Genomic DNA, 17,240 nt, shown 5'->3' on the forward strand with positions numbered 1-17,240 from the left:
CGATTACACTTGCTGTTCGCGCATATCCGCGGCGTTGATACCGGCGACGCGGACAGGTTTTTTCATAGCGTCGCGGCGGAACGGGTCGCCCAGTTCCTGGTTGATCATCGCCTCGATCAGCGTGGTGATGCCGTTCTTCTGGTCCGCGATGGCCTGGTTCAGGGCGGCGGTCAGCTCGTCTTGGGTGCGGGCGACCACACCTTTCAGGCCACAGGCATTGGCGATGCCCGCATACGACACCTGCTGATCCAGCTCGGTGCCCACGAAGTTGTCGTCGAACCACAGGGTCGAGTTGCGCTTCTCGGCGCCCCACTGATAGTTGCGGAATACGATCTGGGTTACGGCGGGCCACTCTTCGCGGCCGATCGCGGTCAGCTCGTTCACCGCGATACCAAAGGCGCCGTCACCGGAGAAACCGACAACGGGTGTGTCCGGGCAGCCGATCTTGGCGCCGATCACCGCAGGCAGACCGTAGCCGCAGGGGCCGAACAGGCCGGGGGCCAGGTACTTGCGGCCCTCCTCAAACGACGGGTAGGCGTTGCCGATGGCGCAGTTGTTGCCGATGTCGGACGAGATGATCGCCTCGGTCGGCAGCGCCGCCTGGATCGCGCGCCATGCCATGCGCGGGCTCATCCAGTCGGGCTTGGCGGCCCGGGCACGCTCGTTCCAGGTGGTGCCGGGATCGTCGTTCTCATGGGTCAGCGAGCTCAGCTCCTGCGCCCAGGCCGACTTGGTGGTGGCGATCAGGTTCTTGCGATCCTCACGACCCGCGTCACCGGCGCTGTCGCCCAGACGCGCCAGCAGACCCTCGGCCACTTTCTTGGCGTCGCCGACGATGCCGACGGTGACGTCCTTGGTCAGGCCGATGCGGTCGGGGTTCAGGTCGACCTGAATGATCTTGGCGTTGGTCGGCCAGTAGTTGATGCCATAGCCGGGCAGGGTCGAGAACGGGTTCAGCCGGGTGCCCAGAGCCAGAACGACATCCGCCTTCGCGATCAGTTCCATACCCGCCTTGGAGCCGTTATAACCCAGCGGACCGGCAAACAGCGGGTGCGAGCCGGGGAAGGCGTCGTTGTGCTGGTAGCCGACGCAGACCGGAGCGGTCAAACGCTCAGCCAGCTCGGCCGAGGCCGGAATCGCACCGGACAGAACCACGCCGGCGCCGTTCAAGATGACCGGGAATTTGGCTTCGGACAGGATGTCCGCGGCTTCCTGCAGCGCGTCGTCGCCGCCGGCGTTGCGGGCGAACTCGACGATTTTCGGCAGTTCGATATCGACCACCTGGGTCCACATGTCGCGCGGGATGTTCATCTGGGCCGGGGCGCTAGCGCGCTTGGCCTGCAGGATCACCCGGTTCAAAACCTCGGCCACGCGGCTCGGGTCGCGCAGCTCTTCCTGATAGGCGACGCAGTCCGCGAACATGCGCATCTGCTCCATCTCCTGAAAGCCGCCCTGACCGATGGTCTTGTTGGCCGCCTGCGGGGTGATCAGCAGCACCGGCGTGTGGTTCCAGTAGGCGGTTTTCACGGCGGTGACGAAGTTGGTGATGCCCGGCCCGTTCTGCGCGATCATCATCGACATCTTGCCGGTGGCGCGGGTGTAGCCGTCGGCCATCATGCCGCCCGAGCCCTCATGTGCACAGTCCCAGAACGTGATCCCCGCCGCCGGAAAAATATCCGAAATCGGCATCATCGCCGAGCCAATGATCCCAAACGCATGCTCAATGCCATGCATCTGCAACGTCTTAACAAAGGCCTCTTCCGTCGTCATCTTCATTGGGGCGCACTCCATGCAATATGAATGAAAGCCGGGGCGGGGCTCCGGCGAGGTGTTGCATTTGGTGTAGGCGCAAGGGGCAGTCGGGCGTTAGGGCCAGACATGTTTCCGGGTTATGTCCAGAATCCGCCGCTAGTTGGTTTGGATGGCTTTGGCGACACGCTCGATACCCGCCGGAATGCGGTCGGTGGGGATCGAGGAATAGCCGAGACGGTAGTAGTTGTGCGGTCGTTCCGGGCCGTTGAAGAAAGGCTCGCCCGGCTCGATATGTACGCTCTGCTGGCGCAAGGTCTCGGCCAGTTGGGTGGTGTTCACGTGCTCAGGCGCTTTCATCCAAAGGGACGAGCCCCCATAGGCGCCGCGACCCGCGATGGTCAGGCCGTGCCGCACGATGGCGTCTTCCATGCTCTGGCGCCGTTCCAGCAGCGCGGTGGACATCCGCCGGATCTGGGCGTCGTAATGGCCCAATGACAGGAAATAGGCGGCAGTGCGCTGGATGTGGCCAGGAGGATGCCGCAGCACCAGCGAGCGCAGGGCGCGCGCCTCACGGATAAAGGGCTCGGACCCGACCATGTAACCCAGCCGCAGACCCGGGAACAACGATTTCGAGAAACTGCCGACATAAACGACACAGCCGCCCCTATCGAGCGATTTCAGCGCCGGAGAGGGCGCGCCCAGAAAGGCCATCTCGAACTCATAGTCGTCCTCGACGATCATCGCACCAATTTCGCGCGCGCGTTGCAGCAGGGCGCGCCGCCGCTCGAACGGCATCGTCGCGGTGGTCGGGCATTGATGGCTGGGGGTGGTAAAGATCACATCCGTATCTTCGGGGATCGCATCCGGGGGCAGGCCATCCAGATCGACGCGCAGCGGCGCGAGCTGACATTCCGACCGGAGCAGCAACTCGCGCAGGGCGTAATAGCAGGGGTCCTCGATCGCGGCCTTGCGGTTGCCGCTCAACAGCACGCGTGAGGCCAGCCACAACGCATTCTGGGCGCCCAGCGTGATCAGGATTTCCTCGGGCCGGGCGGTGATGCCGCGCCGGGGCAGGGTGTGGCGGGCGATGAACTCGACCAGCAGCGGGTCGTCCTGATCCACATAATCGGCGGTGAGAGAGGCAAAGTCCTTTTGCCCAAGCGCCCGCACCGCGCAAAGGCGCCAGTTGGCGTGATCAAACAGGGTCGGATCGGCTTGGCCATAGATGAAAGGATAGCGGTAGTCGCGCCAGTCGCTGGGTTTGGGCAGCACGTCACCCCCGCAGAACCGGCGCGCGATGGCGCGATTCCAGTCGACGATCTCCTCGCCCCGCTGTGTCGGCGAATAGACCGGCGGGATCGGCGCGTTCTCGGACACATAATAGCCGGACCGTCCGCGCGAGGTCAGGTAGTCATTGGCCAGAAGTTCGGTATAGGCCAGCGTCACCGTGATCCGGCTGACGCCCAGATGGGTGGCCAGCTTGCGCGACGAGGGGAGTTTTTCGCCCACATGGAACCGGCCTGAGAGGATCCCCTCGGCGATCATCTGCTGGATCTGCGCCTGCAGCGTGCCCTGCGCGTCCGGTTTGAGAAAGAAGGTGTCGACTGAAATCCCCATGGCGGCCACCATATGCTGGCCTTAATCCGAGTGCAATCTGGACTTATGAGGGAATTCTAGACAGGTCGTCAGGCGATTTTCTTCCAGATGTCCAGGCTGCGGTTCAGGCATTGCAACTCGGGGAACTGGTCCAGGCTTTCGGCCATCGGGGCGATCAGATACGCGTTCTGCCGCATCGAGGCGACCATCGTTTTCTCAAGTTCGGCCTGCGCCTCGGGTGTCCGGATCGGGCGGTAGGAAAACAGCACGTCGTAGCCCGAGTAGTCGAATTCGAACGCATCGGCCACGAAGATCTCGTCGCCCAGCCCCAATGCGGCCTGCCCGATTGCGATCAGATGATCGTTCAGGTCGAACCCGGCACAGCGGTCGAGCAGCAGCACTTGTGACAGTTTCGTCAGCAACAGGTTGCGCCCGGTGGCGCAGCCCATTTCCAGAAACGCAACCGGACGATAGCGCAGCGAAGGGTCGGCATAATCGGGGTCGAGCGAAAGGTAGCCGTCCACCCGGATCAGCGCATCCAGATATCTCTGGATCGGAAATGGAATGTAGTCATGCGAATCCTCCGGCAGCTCGAAATCGCTCTCGGGCAGTTCGGCCTTCGCCTCGGTCACCAGCCGTTTGACTATTCCCTCGAATGCCCGGTGCAGCGCGCCTGAACAGAACCGGGCCGAGATGGCATCGGCGAAATCGTCGGCCTCGCGGTGATTGTATCGCAGGATTGTCTCTTCAAATTCAGTGAGTTGCCGGGAATAGGCGCCCAACGCGGCCTCGAACTCTTTCTGGTTCTTGAGCAGCGCGTTCTTCTGGTTCTTGAACTTGTGGTTCAGCGAGACGTTGAGGCTGTTGCCCTGAATATCCTTTCCGCCAAACAGCGACTCGATCAGTTCAGCCCGCTGACGTTCCAGCTTGGTGATCTTGTCCCGAACGGTGTCGAGCGCGCGGGTCTGGTTCGACAGGTTGTCCGCGGCCTCCTGCAACTGAAGCGATGTGGCGAGAAGGTTGGCATTTCTTTTGTCGGACATCCGCGGGCTCCGCTTGCAGGTTCGTCATCAAATCAAAGTAGAAAACAGTCTTCGGCTCCGAGGGGATTACGTTTGGGTCGGTTTTGCAAGTCTTGACAGAGCAATCATCACTATATAACTAGATTCCTAGTTTAATGGAGATAATGCAAATGTGGGAAACGGCAGCGGCAGGATTTGCCGCCATGGGGTCCGAGGCGCGGTTGCAGGTACTCAAGACACTGGTTCGCGCCGGGGAGCCGGGCCTGAGCGTCGGGCAGATACAGGAGCGGACAGGTATCGCGCCCTCGACTCTGGCGCATCATCTGAAATTCCTCGCAGCCGGCGGGCTGGTTGAACAGGAAAAGGTGGGCCGCAGTACGATCAACCGGGCGCGGTTCGATGAGTTGGAGAAGCTGGCGCAGTTCATTCTCAGCGAGTGCTGTGCAGATGTGGAAAAAAAAGGCGGCAAACGATGGCTGATCTGACGCAAAACCCCGGGCGGTCGTGGAAAAGCGCGGTCGAGGCGTTGAAAACCCCCTGGGCGCTGATCGTGGCGATCCTGATCGCGGTGGCGGTGCTGGACCCGGGCAACTGGGCCGACGTGGTGACCTTCGCGGGCAAGGCCCTGGCGCATACCGGGCAATACATCCTGTTCGCAGTGCTTCTGCTGTCCTACCTCAAGGCCACCGGGGCCGAGGTGATGGTGGCCCGCGCCTTTGAAGGGCGCGAGGTGCGGATGATCTTTCTGGCCGCGCTGTTCGGCGGGCTGGCGCCGTTCTGTTCCTGCGAGGTGATCCCGTTCATTGCCGGCCTTCTGGCGCTGGGGGCGCCTTTGTCAGCCGTGATGGCGTTCTGGCTCAGCTCGCCGCTCATCGACCCGCCGACCCTGCTGATCACCGCAGGTGCCTTGGGATGGCCCTTTGCCATCGGCAAGGCAGTGGCGGCAGTGGCGCTGGGCTTGTTCGGCGGCTTCGTCGTCAAAGCTCTGATGAAGCAAGGGGCCTTTGCCCAGCCTCTGAAGGCCTACAAACCCGCCGGATGCTGCGGCTCGGCGACAAAGAAGGATGACAAACCTCATTGGCGGTTCTGGCAGAAGCCTGAGCGCCGCGCCCGGTTTCGGTTGGAATTCGTGCAGAACGGGGTGTTCCTGCTCAAATGGCTGGCGCTGGCTTATGTGCTTGAGGCGCTGCTGGTGAGCTATGTGCCTGCCGACCTGATCGCCCGCGTGGTGGGGGGCGAGGGCGTTGCGCCCATCGTGACTGCGGCGTTGGTCGGAATGCCCGCTTACCTGAACTCCTATGTCGCACCGCCGCTTCTGGCGGGGCTGATGGAGCAGGGGATGAGCGCGGGGGCCGCAATGGCCTTCATGGTCGCGGGCGCAGTCAGCTCGATCCCGGCCATGGCGGCGGTCTGGTCGCTGGTCCGGCCACGGGTGTTTGCGATGTATCTGGGGCTGGGGATCAGCGGCGCAATCGTCGCCGGGATCCTGTTCCAGATGGTCTGACGAACAGGTTGGGCGGCTTCTGCTGCCCAACCGTTCTATTGTCCGTCGGCGCAGTTGTGCGGCAGCTTCAGCCGATAGCGCGGCTCGCCGCTATTTACATAGATCCGTTTTTCGATGCAGGCCGTGGTGCCGACCGTCTGCGCGATCTGACCCTCGGTTGAGTTGAGCGAGGCCGCCGAGCCATCAGGCAGCCGGACCGACGCAATAACTCCATTCGCAAGATCTCCACCGATTGCAGTCGCTGAAAGCACGGGGACGGTCATGAACGCCTCGTGCCGGTGCTCGTCATCGCTACCCATCATGTAAAGCACACCGATGATAGCGGCCAGAAACAGCCCGCCCAGCACGGCCAGGCCACGGGTTTGCAAAAAGGCGTAGACGGAGACGGCGCGGTGTGGGCCGAGGAGTGTCGAAAGAATATTCAGCATGGCAGATCTGCAGTTACGAAACGGCCCCAGTCCAGATGGCCGGGGCCTGTATCAGGATCAGAAACGGGGATCGTCGCTGTCGTCTTCTTCGTCCTCGTCACCGCTCTTGGGCAGGTTGAAGAAGCTGTCTGCGTCAATGATCTCTTCCTTCTCTTCGGTCTTGTCCTCGCTGTCGGACAGCGAGAAGGTCTCAAGCCCCTCGATGGCGGTCGGGATTTTGGGTGCGGCATCCATTTCCAGCGACTGCTCGGTCGACACCAGCTTGCGGCGCTCGTCGTCGCTCATCACGCCGCCTTCGGCAGCCTTCTTGGCGGCGGCCTTCTGCACGACCGCGTCCAGCTCGGACTGTTTGCACAGGCCCAGTGCGACCGGGTCGATGGGCTGCATGTTCGAGATGTTCCAGTGCGTGCGCTCGCGGATCGATTGGATCGTCGGCTTGGTGGTCCCCACCAGCTTGGCGATCTGGCCATCGCTGAGCTCGGGGTGGAACTTGACCAGCCACAGGATCGAGTTCGGACGGTCCTGCCGCTTGCTGAGCGGCGTGTAACGCGGGCCACGGCGCTTTTCCTCGCCTGCGGCGGCCGGGTTGAACTTGAGCTTCAGCTTGTGCAGCGGATTGTTCTCAGCGCTGCTGATCTCTTCCTGGGTCAACTGGTTGTTTGCGATTGGGTCAAAGCCCTTGACGCCCGCGGCCACGTCGCCATCGGCGATGCCCTGGATTTCCAGCTCGTGCATACCCACGAAATCGGCGATCTGCTTGAAGCTGATCGTCGTGTTGTCCACCAGCCATACGGCGGTTGCCTTGGCCATCAGAGGTTTTGCCATAAGCCTCACTCCTTTGAATACATCTGTCCCGTCGCCGGAAGTCGGCGGCCCCGGAATGGCGGGGCGGGTTTCCGTTGTCGGGGAACTTGAGCCGTATATAGTCGCGACCACGCAATAAGGGAAGAGGCGAATGCGCTGGTTGGTTTTCTGGGTTCTGAGCGCACTGCCGGTTCTGGCCGAGGGTGAGAAGGCAGGGGAGTTCGACTATTACGTCCTGTCGCTCAGCTGGTCGCCGAACTGGTGTGCGACCGAAGGCGATGCGCGCGGTTCTGACCAGTGCCACCCCCGGCATGATTACGGCTGGATACTGCATGGGCTCTGGCCGCAATTCCACCGCGGCTGGCCATCCTACTGCCGCACGCCCGAGGCCCCGCCCAGCCGCCGCATGACGCGTGAAATGGAAGACATTCAGGCAAGTTCCGGTCTGGCCTGGCACCAGTGGAGGAAGCATGGCACTTGTTCAGGATTGAGCGCAGCGGACTATTTTACCCTGTCCCGCCGCGCCTATGAGGAAGTGACGCGACCTGAGGTGTTCCGCAAACTCGACCGCAGCGTGAAACTGCCTGCTTCGGTCGTGGAAGAGGCATTTCTGAAGGCCAATCCTGCGCTGGAGCGGGACATGGTCACCGTCACCTGCCGCGACGGCCATATCCAGGAGGTGCGGGTTTGCCTCTCTCGCGATCTCGACCCGGTGCCCTGCGGCGCGGACGTCATCCGGGATTGCCGAGCCAAGGATGCGGTGCTGGATCCGATTCGCTGAACGGGGAATGAGATGGCGGCCCCTGTGAAACTTCATGGATACCGATACAGCGTATACAACCGGATCGCCCGGGTGGCGCTCCATTGCAAGCAGGTCAACTATGAGGTGATCGAGGTTAATCCGTTTTCCGACCTGCCGGAGAGTTATCTCGAATTGCATCCGTTCGGTCGTGTTCCGGTGCTTTCGCACGGCTCGTTCAACCTGTTCGAAACGGGCGCGATCACGCGCTATGTCGACCGGGCATTTGAGGGCCCGCCGTTGCAGCCCGAGAACGCCAACGCCCTGGCAAGAATGGACCAGGTCATCTCGATCATCGACAATTACGCCTATTGGCCGATGGTCAGACAGGTCTTTTCGCACGGCGTATTTCGACCGCTGGTGGGAGAAGCATCCAATAGTGACGAGGTCGCAATAGGTATCGAAGCTTCCAAACAGGTGCTGTCGGTGCTGGACGATCTGGCGGCAGAGGGAAATATCCTTGACGGGCGGGCCGTCACGCTTGCGGATTGCCACCTCGCGCCGATGCTGGCCTATTTTGTGGAAGCGGACGAAGGCAAACGGGCGCTTCATCCATTTCGGTTCTTGCGCGGTTGGTGGGATCAGATTGCCACTCTGGACATGCTATCGGATACCGACCCGTTGCGCTGAGAAAGCCGCCTTACAACTCCTTCCGCGCACGCAGTGCGGCCGTGATCGTCCCGTCATCCAGATAGTCCAGCTCGCCCCCAATCGGAACCCCTTGCGCCAGTGAGGTCAGCCGGACCTGCCCCTCTAACTGGTCAGCGATGTAGTGGGCGGTGGTCTGGCCGTCGACGGTGGCATTCAGGGCCAGGATCACCTCAGTAATGCCTTCTGCGGTGACCCGGTCCTTCAGGCGGGGAATACGCAGATCCTCGGGCCCGATGCCGTCCAGAGCCGAAAGGGTGCCGCCCAGCACGTGATACCGCCCCTTGAACACCGTCGCGCGTTCCATCGCCCAGAGGTCGGCCACATCCTCGACCACGCACAGCTCACCGGTGGCGCGCGCCTCGCTTTCGCAGATGTCGCAGATGTCGGCGGTGCCCACATTGCCGCAGTTCAGGCATTCGCGCGCGGTCTCGGCCACAGTCTGCAATGTGTCGGCCAGCGGTGTCAGCAACAGCGCCCGTTTGCGGATCAGGTGCAGCACCGCCCGCCGCGCCGAACGCGGGCCGAGGCCAGGCAGCTTGGCCATCAGTTCGATCAGGGCATCGATGTCACGGGTTGAGCTCACGTGTCGGCCTGTCCAGACGCCGGAGGCACGGCCTCCGGCAGCGCAGTTGCGGGGATCAGAAGGGCAGTTTCATGTCCTTGGGCAGGCCCATGCTTTCGGTCAGCTTGGCCATCTCGTCCTGCGAGCGTTCGGCGGCTTTGGCCTGCGCGTCCTTGATGGCGGCCAGGATCAGATCTTCGACCACTTCCTTGTCGTCGCCGTTGAAAATCGATGGGTCGATGTCGAGCCCCTTGAGCTCGCCCTTGGCCGAGGCGGTGGCCTTGACCAGACCGGCGCCGGATTCGCCGGTGACCAGGATGTCGTTCAGATCGTCCTGCATCTGCGTCATCTTGGTCTGCAGTTCCTGTGCGGATTTCATCATCTTGGCCATATCGCCAAGACCGCCAAGGCCTTTGAGCATGAGGGTATCTCCTGAAAGTCGGTTTGCTGCCTAGATACGGGTGGGATGGGGCCAGCACAAGGGTCACATACCCGATGTATGCGCTGGACCGGAGGAACAGGCGCTCCCGCCCGTCGTCGATGTCTCTGGCGAGACATCTCCTCCCGTTGGGCCCGGCACGGCGCGGGCTATGTCCGCGCCGTGCCGGGCCCAAGGCCGCTCAGGGTCATCGGCGTCAGCCGATGGACCGTGGCGGGCGCGGGAGCCCGTGTTTCTCCGGGCGCTTCAGACCACTCTAACCGAGGCAAGCCCATCGGCGTCGGCGACCGAGCAGCAGATGGATTTCAGCGTGCGGGGGTGGTCGTAGTTCCATGGACGGCCGCGATGCAAAGTGGCGCGTTCGTCCCAGATCAGTACATCGCCCACCTGCCATGTGTGGCTGTAGACGTAATCCGGCCGGGTGCAGAATTCGATGGCCTCTTCCAGCAGCGCCTGGCTGTCTGCGTGGCCCATGCCCTCGATGGCAAAGGCGTGCGAGGCGATGAACAGTGCCTCTTCGCCGGTCACTGGGTTGGGCCAGACCGCCCGCCACGGGCGATCCGGCCAGCGGGTCATTCTCGGAAGGCTAGCCAGCTTGGCCGAGATTTTGGAGCGCGAATGGGACAGCCGGTGCCAGATGACCGCATCCCGCAGCCGTGCCTTCAGGGGCTCGGGCATGTCGGCCCAGGCCGAGCGGGTCGAGGCGATCTCGGTCTCGCCACCCGTGGGCGGGACCACCAGCGCCGTCAGGATATTGACCAGCGCGGGGATTGGCAGAAAGGTGCTGTCGGTGTGCCAGAGCATGTTGCTCTGCAAATCCAGCAGGCGCAGATCGTCGCGGGCGCGCAGCCCGGCCTCGGTCTGGTTTGACAGGTCCGAGACCTGAAACGCCACATCGCGCCCCGCCGCCATCGCTTCTCGATTTTCCAGCGGGCCGAACAGCTCACCTAACCGCACATGATCCACGTCGGCGATGGACTGCACCGGAAAGAGCAGGACAGAATGGGTTTCGAACATCCGCCGGATCTCGGGGAACAGATGGTCTGCGGTCACCTCGCGCAGATCGACGCCATGGACGGTCAGCCCGAAGCGAGGGTGAAGCGGCGTGGTGTGCATGTCAGGGCTCCCTCGCGGAATTTCCGGTCAGAATGCGGCGAGGAAAGCGTCGCATCTAGCGGGTTTGCGACCTTTGGGGTGATCTCGAGTATGTACATGCGTGCTGGACGGGTTGGCTTTGGGACAAAGGGGCGCGCGCCGGAGAACGAAAAGAACGAGTCCAAGCTTCGTCACACCATCAAATAGAGCTTACTATTGCCGGGCTGCGACCAGACCCGATGGCCGATGGATTTGAAATTCGACACCGCCATCGCGCGGCGTTCGTTGCGGGCCTTCGATCCCGGCTTGTCAAACGCGTCGATAACCGCCCGTCGCGATGCTCCCAGATTTCGTGTACGTCAAAACCCTCGGTCAACAGAACCAGAACAACCGTGTCGAAAGCCTTGTCGGTGTTGATCGAGGGGACCATACCCCAAGTTCGCCGCTTGCCCTTGCGGCGCCCCTTGATTTGTATGGTTTGCCGCTTTCCATCGGTCACTCGAACAGCGTCGTAGCCTGCGCTGCGAGCCTCCGTCAGGTGCAGGTCCAAAAGGCAGGCGGCCTCGAATTCTGCGATCTCGCCGGTAACGCCCAAGGGCTTTTCGGTTACGTTGTAGTACTCAATCGCGAGTGTTTTGACGTCTTCCAGAATTCCGAACTCAGTGCGCATACACTCCACTCAATCCTCTTCGAACGGGTCCCACTCGTCTTCGACCTCGGGCAGCGCTTCTGTCTCGACCTTGGCGGCGCGCTGTTCCGGGGTTTCGATCCTGACGATCCTCGCCTTCGGGAACTCCGCCATCACCGCCTGCACCAGCGGATGCTCCTCGGCCTCGGCTTTCAGTGCCGTCTCGGCTGCGTCGCGCAGTTCGGCGATGGTCGGGGCGTCGCCGTCCGGTACCACCGACACCACCCAGCGGTTGCCGGTCCAGCCCTGCAGGCGCGAGCCGAGGCGTTGCGCCAGATCGGTCGGCGCCTGTTCGGCGGGCGTAAACTCGATCCGCCCGGGCTGGTACGAGACCAGTCGGACGCCGGTTTCCACCTCGACCAGCAGCTTCACGTCGCGGTTGGCGCGGATCAGTTCCACCACATGCTCAAAGCTGGGGTAGCGCGCCAGTGCGGCCTGCACATCCTGCGCCAGCGCGGCGGACGGTGCGCCGCCATTGCCGCGCGGGGCGGCGGTGTAGGCCGGGGCCGGTGCGCTCGCCACCGGGCCGCCCATTCTTTGCAGCGGCATTCCGCCGCCGGGTCCCGGAGCAGGTGGAGGCGGTGCATCCTGCAGCCGCTTGATCAGTTCCTCGGGGCTGGGCAGGTCCGAGACATGGGTCAGCCGGATCACCGCCATCTCGGCAGCCATCATCGCGTTGGGCGCGGCGGCCACCTCTTCCAGCGCTTTCAGCAGCATCTGCCACATCCGGGTCAGTACCCGCATCGGCAGCGCTTCTGCCATCTGCACGCCGCGCGAGCGTTCATCTGGCGAGACGGTGGGGTCCTCTGCCGCGTCCGGCGTGATCTTGACCACCGAGACCCAATGGGTGATCTCGGCCAGATCGCGCAGCACCGCCAGCGGGTCGGCGCCCTCGGCATATTGCCCGCCCAGTTCGGTCAGGGCCGCCGCCGCATCGCCGCGCAGGATCATGTCCATCAGGTCCAGCACCCGGCCCCGGTCGGCCAGCCCCAGCATGGCGCGCACCTGATCGGCGCTGGTCTCACCCGCCCCATGGCTGATTGCCTGATCCAGCAGCGACGTGGCATCGCGGGCCGAACCCTCGGCAGCGCGGGTAATCAGCGCCAGAGCGTCATCGGCAATCTCGGCCCCTTCGGCGCCAGCGATCTTGCGCATCAGGCCGATCATGTCCTCGGGTTCGATCCGACGCAGATCAAACCGCTGACAGCGCGACAGTACTGTCACTGGCACCTTGCGGATTTCTGTGGTGGCGAAGATGAACTTCACATGCTCGGGCGGTTCCTCAAGCGTCTTGAGCAGCGCGTTGAAAGCGCTGGTCGAGAGCATGTGGACCTCGTCGATGATATAGATCTTGTAACGCGCGCTGGCGGCGCGGTAGCGGACCGAGTCGATGATCTCGCGGATATCGTTCACCCCGGTGCGGGATGCCGCGTCCATCTCCATCACGTCGACATGGCGGCCCTCCATGATGGCCACGCAATGCTCGCACTGACCGCAGGGATCGGTGGTGGGGCCGCCCTCGCCGTCAGAGCCGACGCAGTTCATGCCCTTGGCGATGATCCGCGCGGTGGTGGTTTTTCCGGTGCCGCGAATGCCGGTCATGATGAACGCCTGCGCGATCCGGTCCGCTTCGAACGCGTTCTTCAACGTCCGCACCATTGCATCCTGACCGACCAGATCGGCAAAGGTTTCGGGGCGGTATTTGCGGGCAAGGACCTGATAGGGGGCGGTTGCGGTGTCGGTCATCTCTGCTCTGCCGGATTCGTGTCTTGAGGCGGCAGCGTAGAGCGCTGCGTGGCCCGCGTCCACAGCCGCCTGTTGCGTTTTTCTTTTGGTTTCAGGGCAAGCAGGGGTACAACATTGAGACCCTGGCGAGAATTTCTGGCTTTGTGTTCATGGTTTCGGGGAGGGGGCCGGGCATGTCTGAATTTGTGATCTACGCCTTGCAGGTCGGCGGCGGAACGCTGGCGATCAGCCCGATGCCGGGGCGGCATGGCAACTATCCCGAGGACCTCGACACTATCGCTGCGTGGGAGCCGGGGCTGGTGATCTCGATAACCACCGAGATCGAAATGATTCAGGACGGCGCGCGCAATTTCGGATCGGACATTCAGGGTCGCGCCTGCCGTTGGGCGCATCTTCCGGTCGAGGATTTCGGGGCGCCGCCACGCGCCGTGCAGTTGAAATGGCCGGACGTCAGCGCCGCCGCTCGGCAAGCGCTGGCAGGCGGTGGCCGGGTGCTGGTGCATTGCCGGGGCGGCTGCGGCAGGTCCGGCATGGTGGCGCTGCGATTGATGATCGAATGTGGCGAAACACCCAAGGACGCGCTGGATCATCTGCGTGCCGTGCGGGCCTGCGCTGTCGAGACCGAAGGGCAGATGAACTGGGCGCTGCAGGGGCAAAAGCTGTCCGCTGGGTCCTGACAGTCATTCGGAGCGAAACGGTTCCACCGGGACCAAGCCCCTTGCAAGGGGCTTTATGCGGTTTGAAACCGCATGAAGGCGTTTGCAAACGCCTTGCCCGCGCGGGTTGTGCCGTATCACGTCAGAGGGAAACGGTGTGCTGGCTGGCGTGGTGTTCCCCGCCCAATGGAACTGCTTCGAGCAGCGCGCAGGGCGGTTGCGCCAACCAGCCTGCCGGAAGCATCAGAGCCTCGGACGACAAAAGCGTATCGGCAAACTGATCGAGCCTGTTGCCATCCTCATCGGCCCTTACGCCGCAGAAGATCCTGATGCGCTCGTGACTGGCCCGGAACCGGGCGGAGCAGGCGTGCGGGCAGTTTTTCAGGGTGCTGTTGCCCTCGATCTCGAAGTCTTCGGTGGTAACTGGCTTCGCCTTGTCCATGGCTTGCGCCAGTTTTTCGGCCATACGGGCAAGAGCCGGACAGGTTTTACCGGTGTGGCGGCACAGGGTTGCCGTGAATATGTGAGAGTTGGTCTTCCAGATCATGATGCGCCCTCCGCGCGCTGGGCGGGGGCGGCGGACGGGAAGGACAGCAGGCAGCTATCGGACCCACCCCGGACACCCCGCCCGAGTTCGAGTTACGGTTCCGATGGCAGGTCTCCTGACTTGCGGGTCTGTGCTTTGCCGACCTTCCCAGCCTTACGGCCAGTGGCATTCCGGCATCGCTCTCCGCCTACAGTTGCGGGGGCAGTCGCGGCCTTGGTCCATCCCGGTTTCCCGGTTTGGACCGCACCGTGTTCCCTTTTCATCCCGGCCGCAGATTCGGCGCGGGAACCATCACCTGATGGCTAGCGGGTTGCATGGGCGGACGTCAATGGATTTTGGTGAGACGCATCTTCTGTGGCAGCGCGCGCAGGACATCCGAGCTCTGCCGTGCCCGCGCCAATTGCCAGCCGCCCTGGAGCAGGATGAAGAGCGTATCGGCGGTCTCTTGCGGGTTGGAGATGCCGAAACGTCCGGCATGATGCGCCACTTCGGTGATCCAGCCTTCGTAGAGGTGATGGGCATGGTCGCGGAATGTGGCGTTGTCAGGCCCCTCGAACAGGGTGGAGGAGATCGGACAGCCATCCCACTGTCCCGATTTATCGAACAGTTTCGCAACCTTGTGGCACAGGGTCTCGACCCCGTCCTGAAAGCTGTCTGCCGGTTCGAATGAGGCTGCGATCAGCCGCAGCATCCCGTCCGAGGCCCAGGTGGCAGCGGCGACGGCAAGGTCGGATTTGCCGTTGGGAAAGTGGTGATAGAGCGAACCCTTGGGCGCATCGGCGGCGCTCAGCAACTCGCTCAGCCCCACGCCGTTATAACCTGACCGCCGAAACAGTTCTGCGGCGGTACGGATGAGGCGGTCTTTTGTCGGTAGCGGGCGTTCGGTCATTTGGCTGCCATATTGACAGGACTAGACCGATTGGTCCAGAATGAGATATAGACCGATTGGTCTAGGAGGTCGCGGGAGGTGACAATGCTGGACGCGCAAGCAACGGTAACGGTCGAGGAATTCCGGTTCCCGGCGGGATCTGCCGCATTGTCGGCGGTGCTTCACCACCCGGCAGAGGCTCCTGCAGCAGTCGTTGTCCTGAATAGCGCCACCGGCGTACCGCGCGAATACTACCGCCATTTCGCCCGTTGGCTGGCGGCCGAGCGCGGGATGGCCTGCCTGACCTACGATTATCGTGATTTCGGAACCTCTCTGAACGGACGGCTACAAGACTCAAACGTGACCATGGCCGATTGGGCGCTGGTCGACATGCCTGCAGCGCGGGCAGAGATGCGCCGCCGCTATCCCGGCGTACCCCTCTGGGTGATCGGGCATTCGGTGGGCGGCATGCTGATGCCCCTGCAGGACGGGATCGAGGATATCGACCGCATGATCTGCGTCTGCGCCGGACTGGTGCATCACGCCGACCACCCGTGGCCCTATCAGGCACTGGCGCGGCTTTTCTGGTTTGGCCATGTCCCGCTGATGGTGAAGACGCTGGGCTATCTGCCCGGTAAAATCACCGGTTTTGGAGCGGATCTACCGCCGCAGGTTTATTGGCAATGGCGGAAATGGTGCACCTCGCGCCAGAGCTACCTGCCCGAGACCAGTGTGAGCTTGCCTGCACTGGACTGGGGCCGCACCGGAGCGCCGGTCGATCTAATCGCGCTGAGCGACGATGTCATGATCCCGGCCAAATGTGTCTGGCGGCTGCAAAAGGTCTATGGCCCCGCGGCACGGAAACAGGAGCTGAACCCGCGCGATTTCGGGTTGAAGACGGTGGGGCATCTCGGCGCCTTTGCCCGCCGCAACGCCGCGATCTGGCCCGCGCTGCTGGGGGAGGCATAGGAGCGCCCTCACAGGCGCCCCCGCCCGGTCAGTAGCCTTTGCGCCCCTTATGGGCGCGCTGAACCGACTTGATCATCTTTCCGAACTCCCGATGCCGCGCTCGTGCTTCGGCCACGGTTTCCGAGTTGTATCGGTCCTCGCGCTGTAGTTTCTGCCAGCGATTCAGGCGGTCGGGATCAAGCTCACCGGCAGCAATTGCGGCCTCGATGGCGCAGCCGGGTTCGCCCTGATGCGAACAGTCGGAAAACCGGCACGCCGCGGCCAGTTCCAGCAGATCGGCAAAGACCGCGTCAACGCCCTCACCCGCATCCAACAAGCGCAGGGCGCGCATGCCGGGCGTGTCGATCAGCCAGCCACCGTTGGTCATCCGGCGCAGCGAGCGGGAGGTGGTGGTGTGGCGGCCCTTGGCATCGTCCTCGCGAATCCCAGCGGTCGCATCCGCCGAGCCGGTGAGGCCATTGGTGAGCGTCGTCTTGCCGACCCCCGAGGACCCGAGCAAAGCGCCGGTTTGCCCTGCCGGACACCACTCTGCCACTCGGCGCAGGTCTTCTCCATCGTGCGCGTTGACCGGAAGGACCGTGAGAAACGGCGCCAGCGCCTCGGCCTGCGTAACGTAGTCCCGTGGATCATCACACGTGTCGGCCTTGGTCAGCACGACCACAGGGTAACATCCGGCCTGATTGGCCAGCGCCAGGTACCGCTCCAGCCGCGCCGGGTTGAAATCGGCATTGCAGGAACTGGTGATGAAGAGCACATCCACATTTGCCGCGATCAGTTGGGATTGCGCATCCGTGCCCGCTGCGCGGCGTTTGAGTTCCGTGCGCCGGTCCAGCAATTGTGTGATGCGGTTGGTGTCATCGGCCAGCACCCAGTCGCCGACGGCAAACCCGCCGGTGGTCTGGCCTGCAGGAGCCAGCAAGGGGTGTTCGCTGTGCGGCGACAATCCGGTCAGCCGGTCGCGATGAACTGCCGCGATGCGAAAGGGCACAAGGTGAGGGTCCACTGCCGCCTGGGCTGCGAAGAAGGAGGACCATCCGAGGTCCGGGTAAGTAAAAGACATTGCTCTGCCTGAGTAGGAATCACGCAAGCCAAGCCGATGGCGCACGCGCACCCG

The 17,240-nt window shown here is 63.1% G+C and carries 19 protein-coding genes and 1 riboswitch; of the genes, 6 read left to right on the forward strand and 13 right to left on the reverse strand.

All coding sequences use genetic code 11. The annotated features are described in order from the left end of the window. Positions 1-3 precede the first annotated feature (3 nt). The 3 genes from xsc to AB3N21_RS09625 form a co-directional block, all read right to left on the reverse strand. Complete coding sequence (xsc, locus tag AB3N21_RS09615; RefSeq protein WP_367935022.1) at positions 4-1,776, reverse strand: sulfoacetaldehyde acetyltransferase; 1,773 nt, start codon at positions 1,774-1,776, stop codon at positions 4-6. A gap of 132 nt (positions 1,777-1,908) precedes the next feature. Further along, a complete protein-coding gene (locus AB3N21_RS09620; protein ID WP_367935023.1) occupies positions 1,909-3,369 on the reverse strand; it encodes a PLP-dependent aminotransferase family protein in 1,461 nt (486 codons plus the stop codon). A 68-nt stretch (positions 3,370-3,437) separates the two neighbouring features. After that, entirely contained in the window at positions 3,438-4,391 is a 954-nt protein-coding gene (locus AB3N21_RS09625; protein WP_367935024.1) for a hypothetical protein, read from the reverse strand. A gap of 149 nt (positions 4,392-4,540) precedes the next feature. On the opposite strand from AB3N21_RS09625, the gene AB3N21_RS09630 reads away from it, so the two are divergent. Both AB3N21_RS09630 and AB3N21_RS09635 read left to right on the forward strand, forming a co-directional pair. Beyond that, a complete protein-coding gene (locus AB3N21_RS09630; RefSeq protein WP_367935025.1) occupies positions 4,541-4,855 on the forward strand; it encodes an ArsR/SmtB family transcription factor in 315 nt (104 codons plus the stop codon). Then, a complete protein-coding gene (locus AB3N21_RS09635; protein WP_367935026.1) occupies positions 4,843-5,874 on the forward strand; it encodes a permease in 1,032 nt (343 codons plus the stop codon). The genes AB3N21_RS09630 and AB3N21_RS09635 overlap by 13 nt, the downstream gene beginning before the upstream one ends. Before the next feature lie 35 nt (positions 5,875-5,909). On the opposite strand, the gene AB3N21_RS09640 is transcribed toward AB3N21_RS09635, so the two are convergent. Further along, entirely contained in the window at positions 5,910-6,302 is a 393-nt protein-coding gene (locus tag AB3N21_RS09640; RefSeq protein WP_367935027.1) for a hypothetical protein, read from the reverse strand. A 57-nt stretch (positions 6,303-6,359) separates the two neighbouring features. After that, complete coding sequence (locus tag AB3N21_RS09645; RefSeq protein ID WP_367935028.1) at positions 6,360-7,127, reverse strand: DUF1013 domain-containing protein; 768 nt, start codon at positions 7,125-7,127, stop codon at positions 6,360-6,362. Between the two features lie 130 nt (positions 7,128-7,257). Here AB3N21_RS09645 and AB3N21_RS09650 point away from each other — a divergent pair, with 130 nt between their 5' ends. Then, positions 7,258-7,887: a ribonuclease T gene (locus AB3N21_RS09650; RefSeq protein ID WP_367935029.1), complete on the forward strand. Its 630-nt coding sequence runs from the start codon at positions 7,258-7,260 to the stop codon at positions 7,885-7,887. A 12-nt stretch (positions 7,888-7,899) separates the two neighbouring features. After that, complete coding sequence (locus AB3N21_RS09655) at positions 7,900-8,535, forward strand: glutathione S-transferase family protein (protein ID WP_367935030.1); 636 nt, start codon at positions 7,900-7,902, stop codon at positions 8,533-8,535. 10 nt (positions 8,536-8,545) lie between these two features. Here AB3N21_RS09655 and recR read toward each other — a convergent pair whose 3' ends face one another. From recR to AB3N21_RS09680, 5 genes are all read right to left on the reverse strand, one after another. After that, positions 8,546-9,139: a recombination mediator RecR gene (gene recR / locus AB3N21_RS09660; RefSeq protein WP_367935031.1), complete on the reverse strand. Its 594-nt coding sequence runs from the start codon at positions 9,137-9,139 to the stop codon at positions 8,546-8,548. A gap of 55 nt (positions 9,140-9,194) precedes the next feature. Continuing rightward, a complete protein-coding gene (locus AB3N21_RS09665; RefSeq protein ID WP_171177523.1) occupies positions 9,195-9,539 on the reverse strand; it encodes a YbaB/EbfC family nucleoid-associated protein in 345 nt (114 codons plus the stop codon). Between the two features lie 264 nt (positions 9,540-9,803). After that, positions 9,804-10,673, reverse strand: coding sequence for a TauD/TfdA dioxygenase family protein (locus AB3N21_RS09670; protein ID WP_367935032.1), 870 nt, complete (start codon positions 10,671-10,673; stop codon positions 9,804-9,806). 178 nt (positions 10,674-10,851) lie between these two features. After that, positions 10,852-11,322 (reverse strand): hypothetical protein, encoded by a 471-nt coding sequence (locus AB3N21_RS09675; RefSeq protein WP_367935033.1) that lies wholly within the window; start codon positions 11,320-11,322, stop codon positions 10,852-10,854. A 9-nt stretch (positions 11,323-11,331) separates the two neighbouring features. Continuing rightward, positions 11,332-13,149, reverse strand: coding sequence for a DNA polymerase III subunit gamma/tau (locus AB3N21_RS09680; protein ID WP_367935034.1), 1,818 nt, complete (start codon positions 13,147-13,149; stop codon positions 11,332-11,334). 110 nt (positions 13,150-13,259) lie between these two features. Here AB3N21_RS09680 and AB3N21_RS09685 point away from each other — a divergent pair, with 110 nt between their 5' ends. Continuing rightward, on the forward strand, positions 13,260-13,763 hold the full coding sequence (locus AB3N21_RS09685) for a dual specificity protein phosphatase family protein (RefSeq protein ID WP_367935035.1): 504 nt from the start codon (positions 13,260-13,262) through the stop codon (positions 13,761-13,763). Between the two features lie 121 nt (positions 13,764-13,884). Here the strand turns inward: AB3N21_RS09685 and AB3N21_RS09690 are convergent, their stop codons facing one another. Both AB3N21_RS09690 and AB3N21_RS09695 read right to left on the reverse strand, forming a co-directional pair. Further along, on the reverse strand, positions 13,885-14,289 hold the full coding sequence (locus AB3N21_RS09690; protein WP_367935036.1) for a hypothetical protein: 405 nt from the start codon (positions 14,287-14,289) through the stop codon (positions 13,885-13,887). A gap of 87 nt (positions 14,290-14,376) precedes the next feature. Further along, positions 14,377-14,597: riboswitch (cobalamin riboswitch) on the reverse strand. A gap of 17 nt (positions 14,598-14,614) precedes the next feature. Continuing rightward, positions 14,615-15,178 (reverse strand): TetR/AcrR family transcriptional regulator, encoded by a 564-nt coding sequence (locus AB3N21_RS09695; RefSeq protein WP_367935037.1) that lies wholly within the window; start codon positions 15,176-15,178, stop codon positions 14,615-14,617. An 84-nt stretch (positions 15,179-15,262) separates the two neighbouring features. On the opposite strand from AB3N21_RS09695, the gene AB3N21_RS09700 reads away from it, so the two are divergent. Further along, positions 15,263-16,126 carry an alpha/beta hydrolase gene (locus AB3N21_RS09700; RefSeq protein WP_367935038.1) on the forward strand — a complete coding sequence of 288 codons (864 nt, stop codon included), beginning with the start codon at positions 15,263-15,265 and terminating at the stop codon, positions 16,124-16,126. A 28-nt stretch (positions 16,127-16,154) separates the two neighbouring features. Here AB3N21_RS09700 and rsgA read toward each other — a convergent pair whose 3' ends face one another. Next, complete coding sequence (gene rsgA / locus AB3N21_RS09705) at positions 16,155-17,186, reverse strand: ribosome small subunit-dependent GTPase A (protein WP_367935039.1); 1,032 nt, start codon at positions 17,184-17,186, stop codon at positions 16,155-16,157. Between the last annotated feature and the right edge of the window lie 54 nt (positions 17,187-17,240).

The sequence above is a fragment of the Ruegeria sp. genome, assembly GCF_040830605.1.
Lineage (GTDB): Bacteria > Pseudomonadota > Alphaproteobacteria > Rhodobacterales > Rhodobacteraceae > Ruegeria.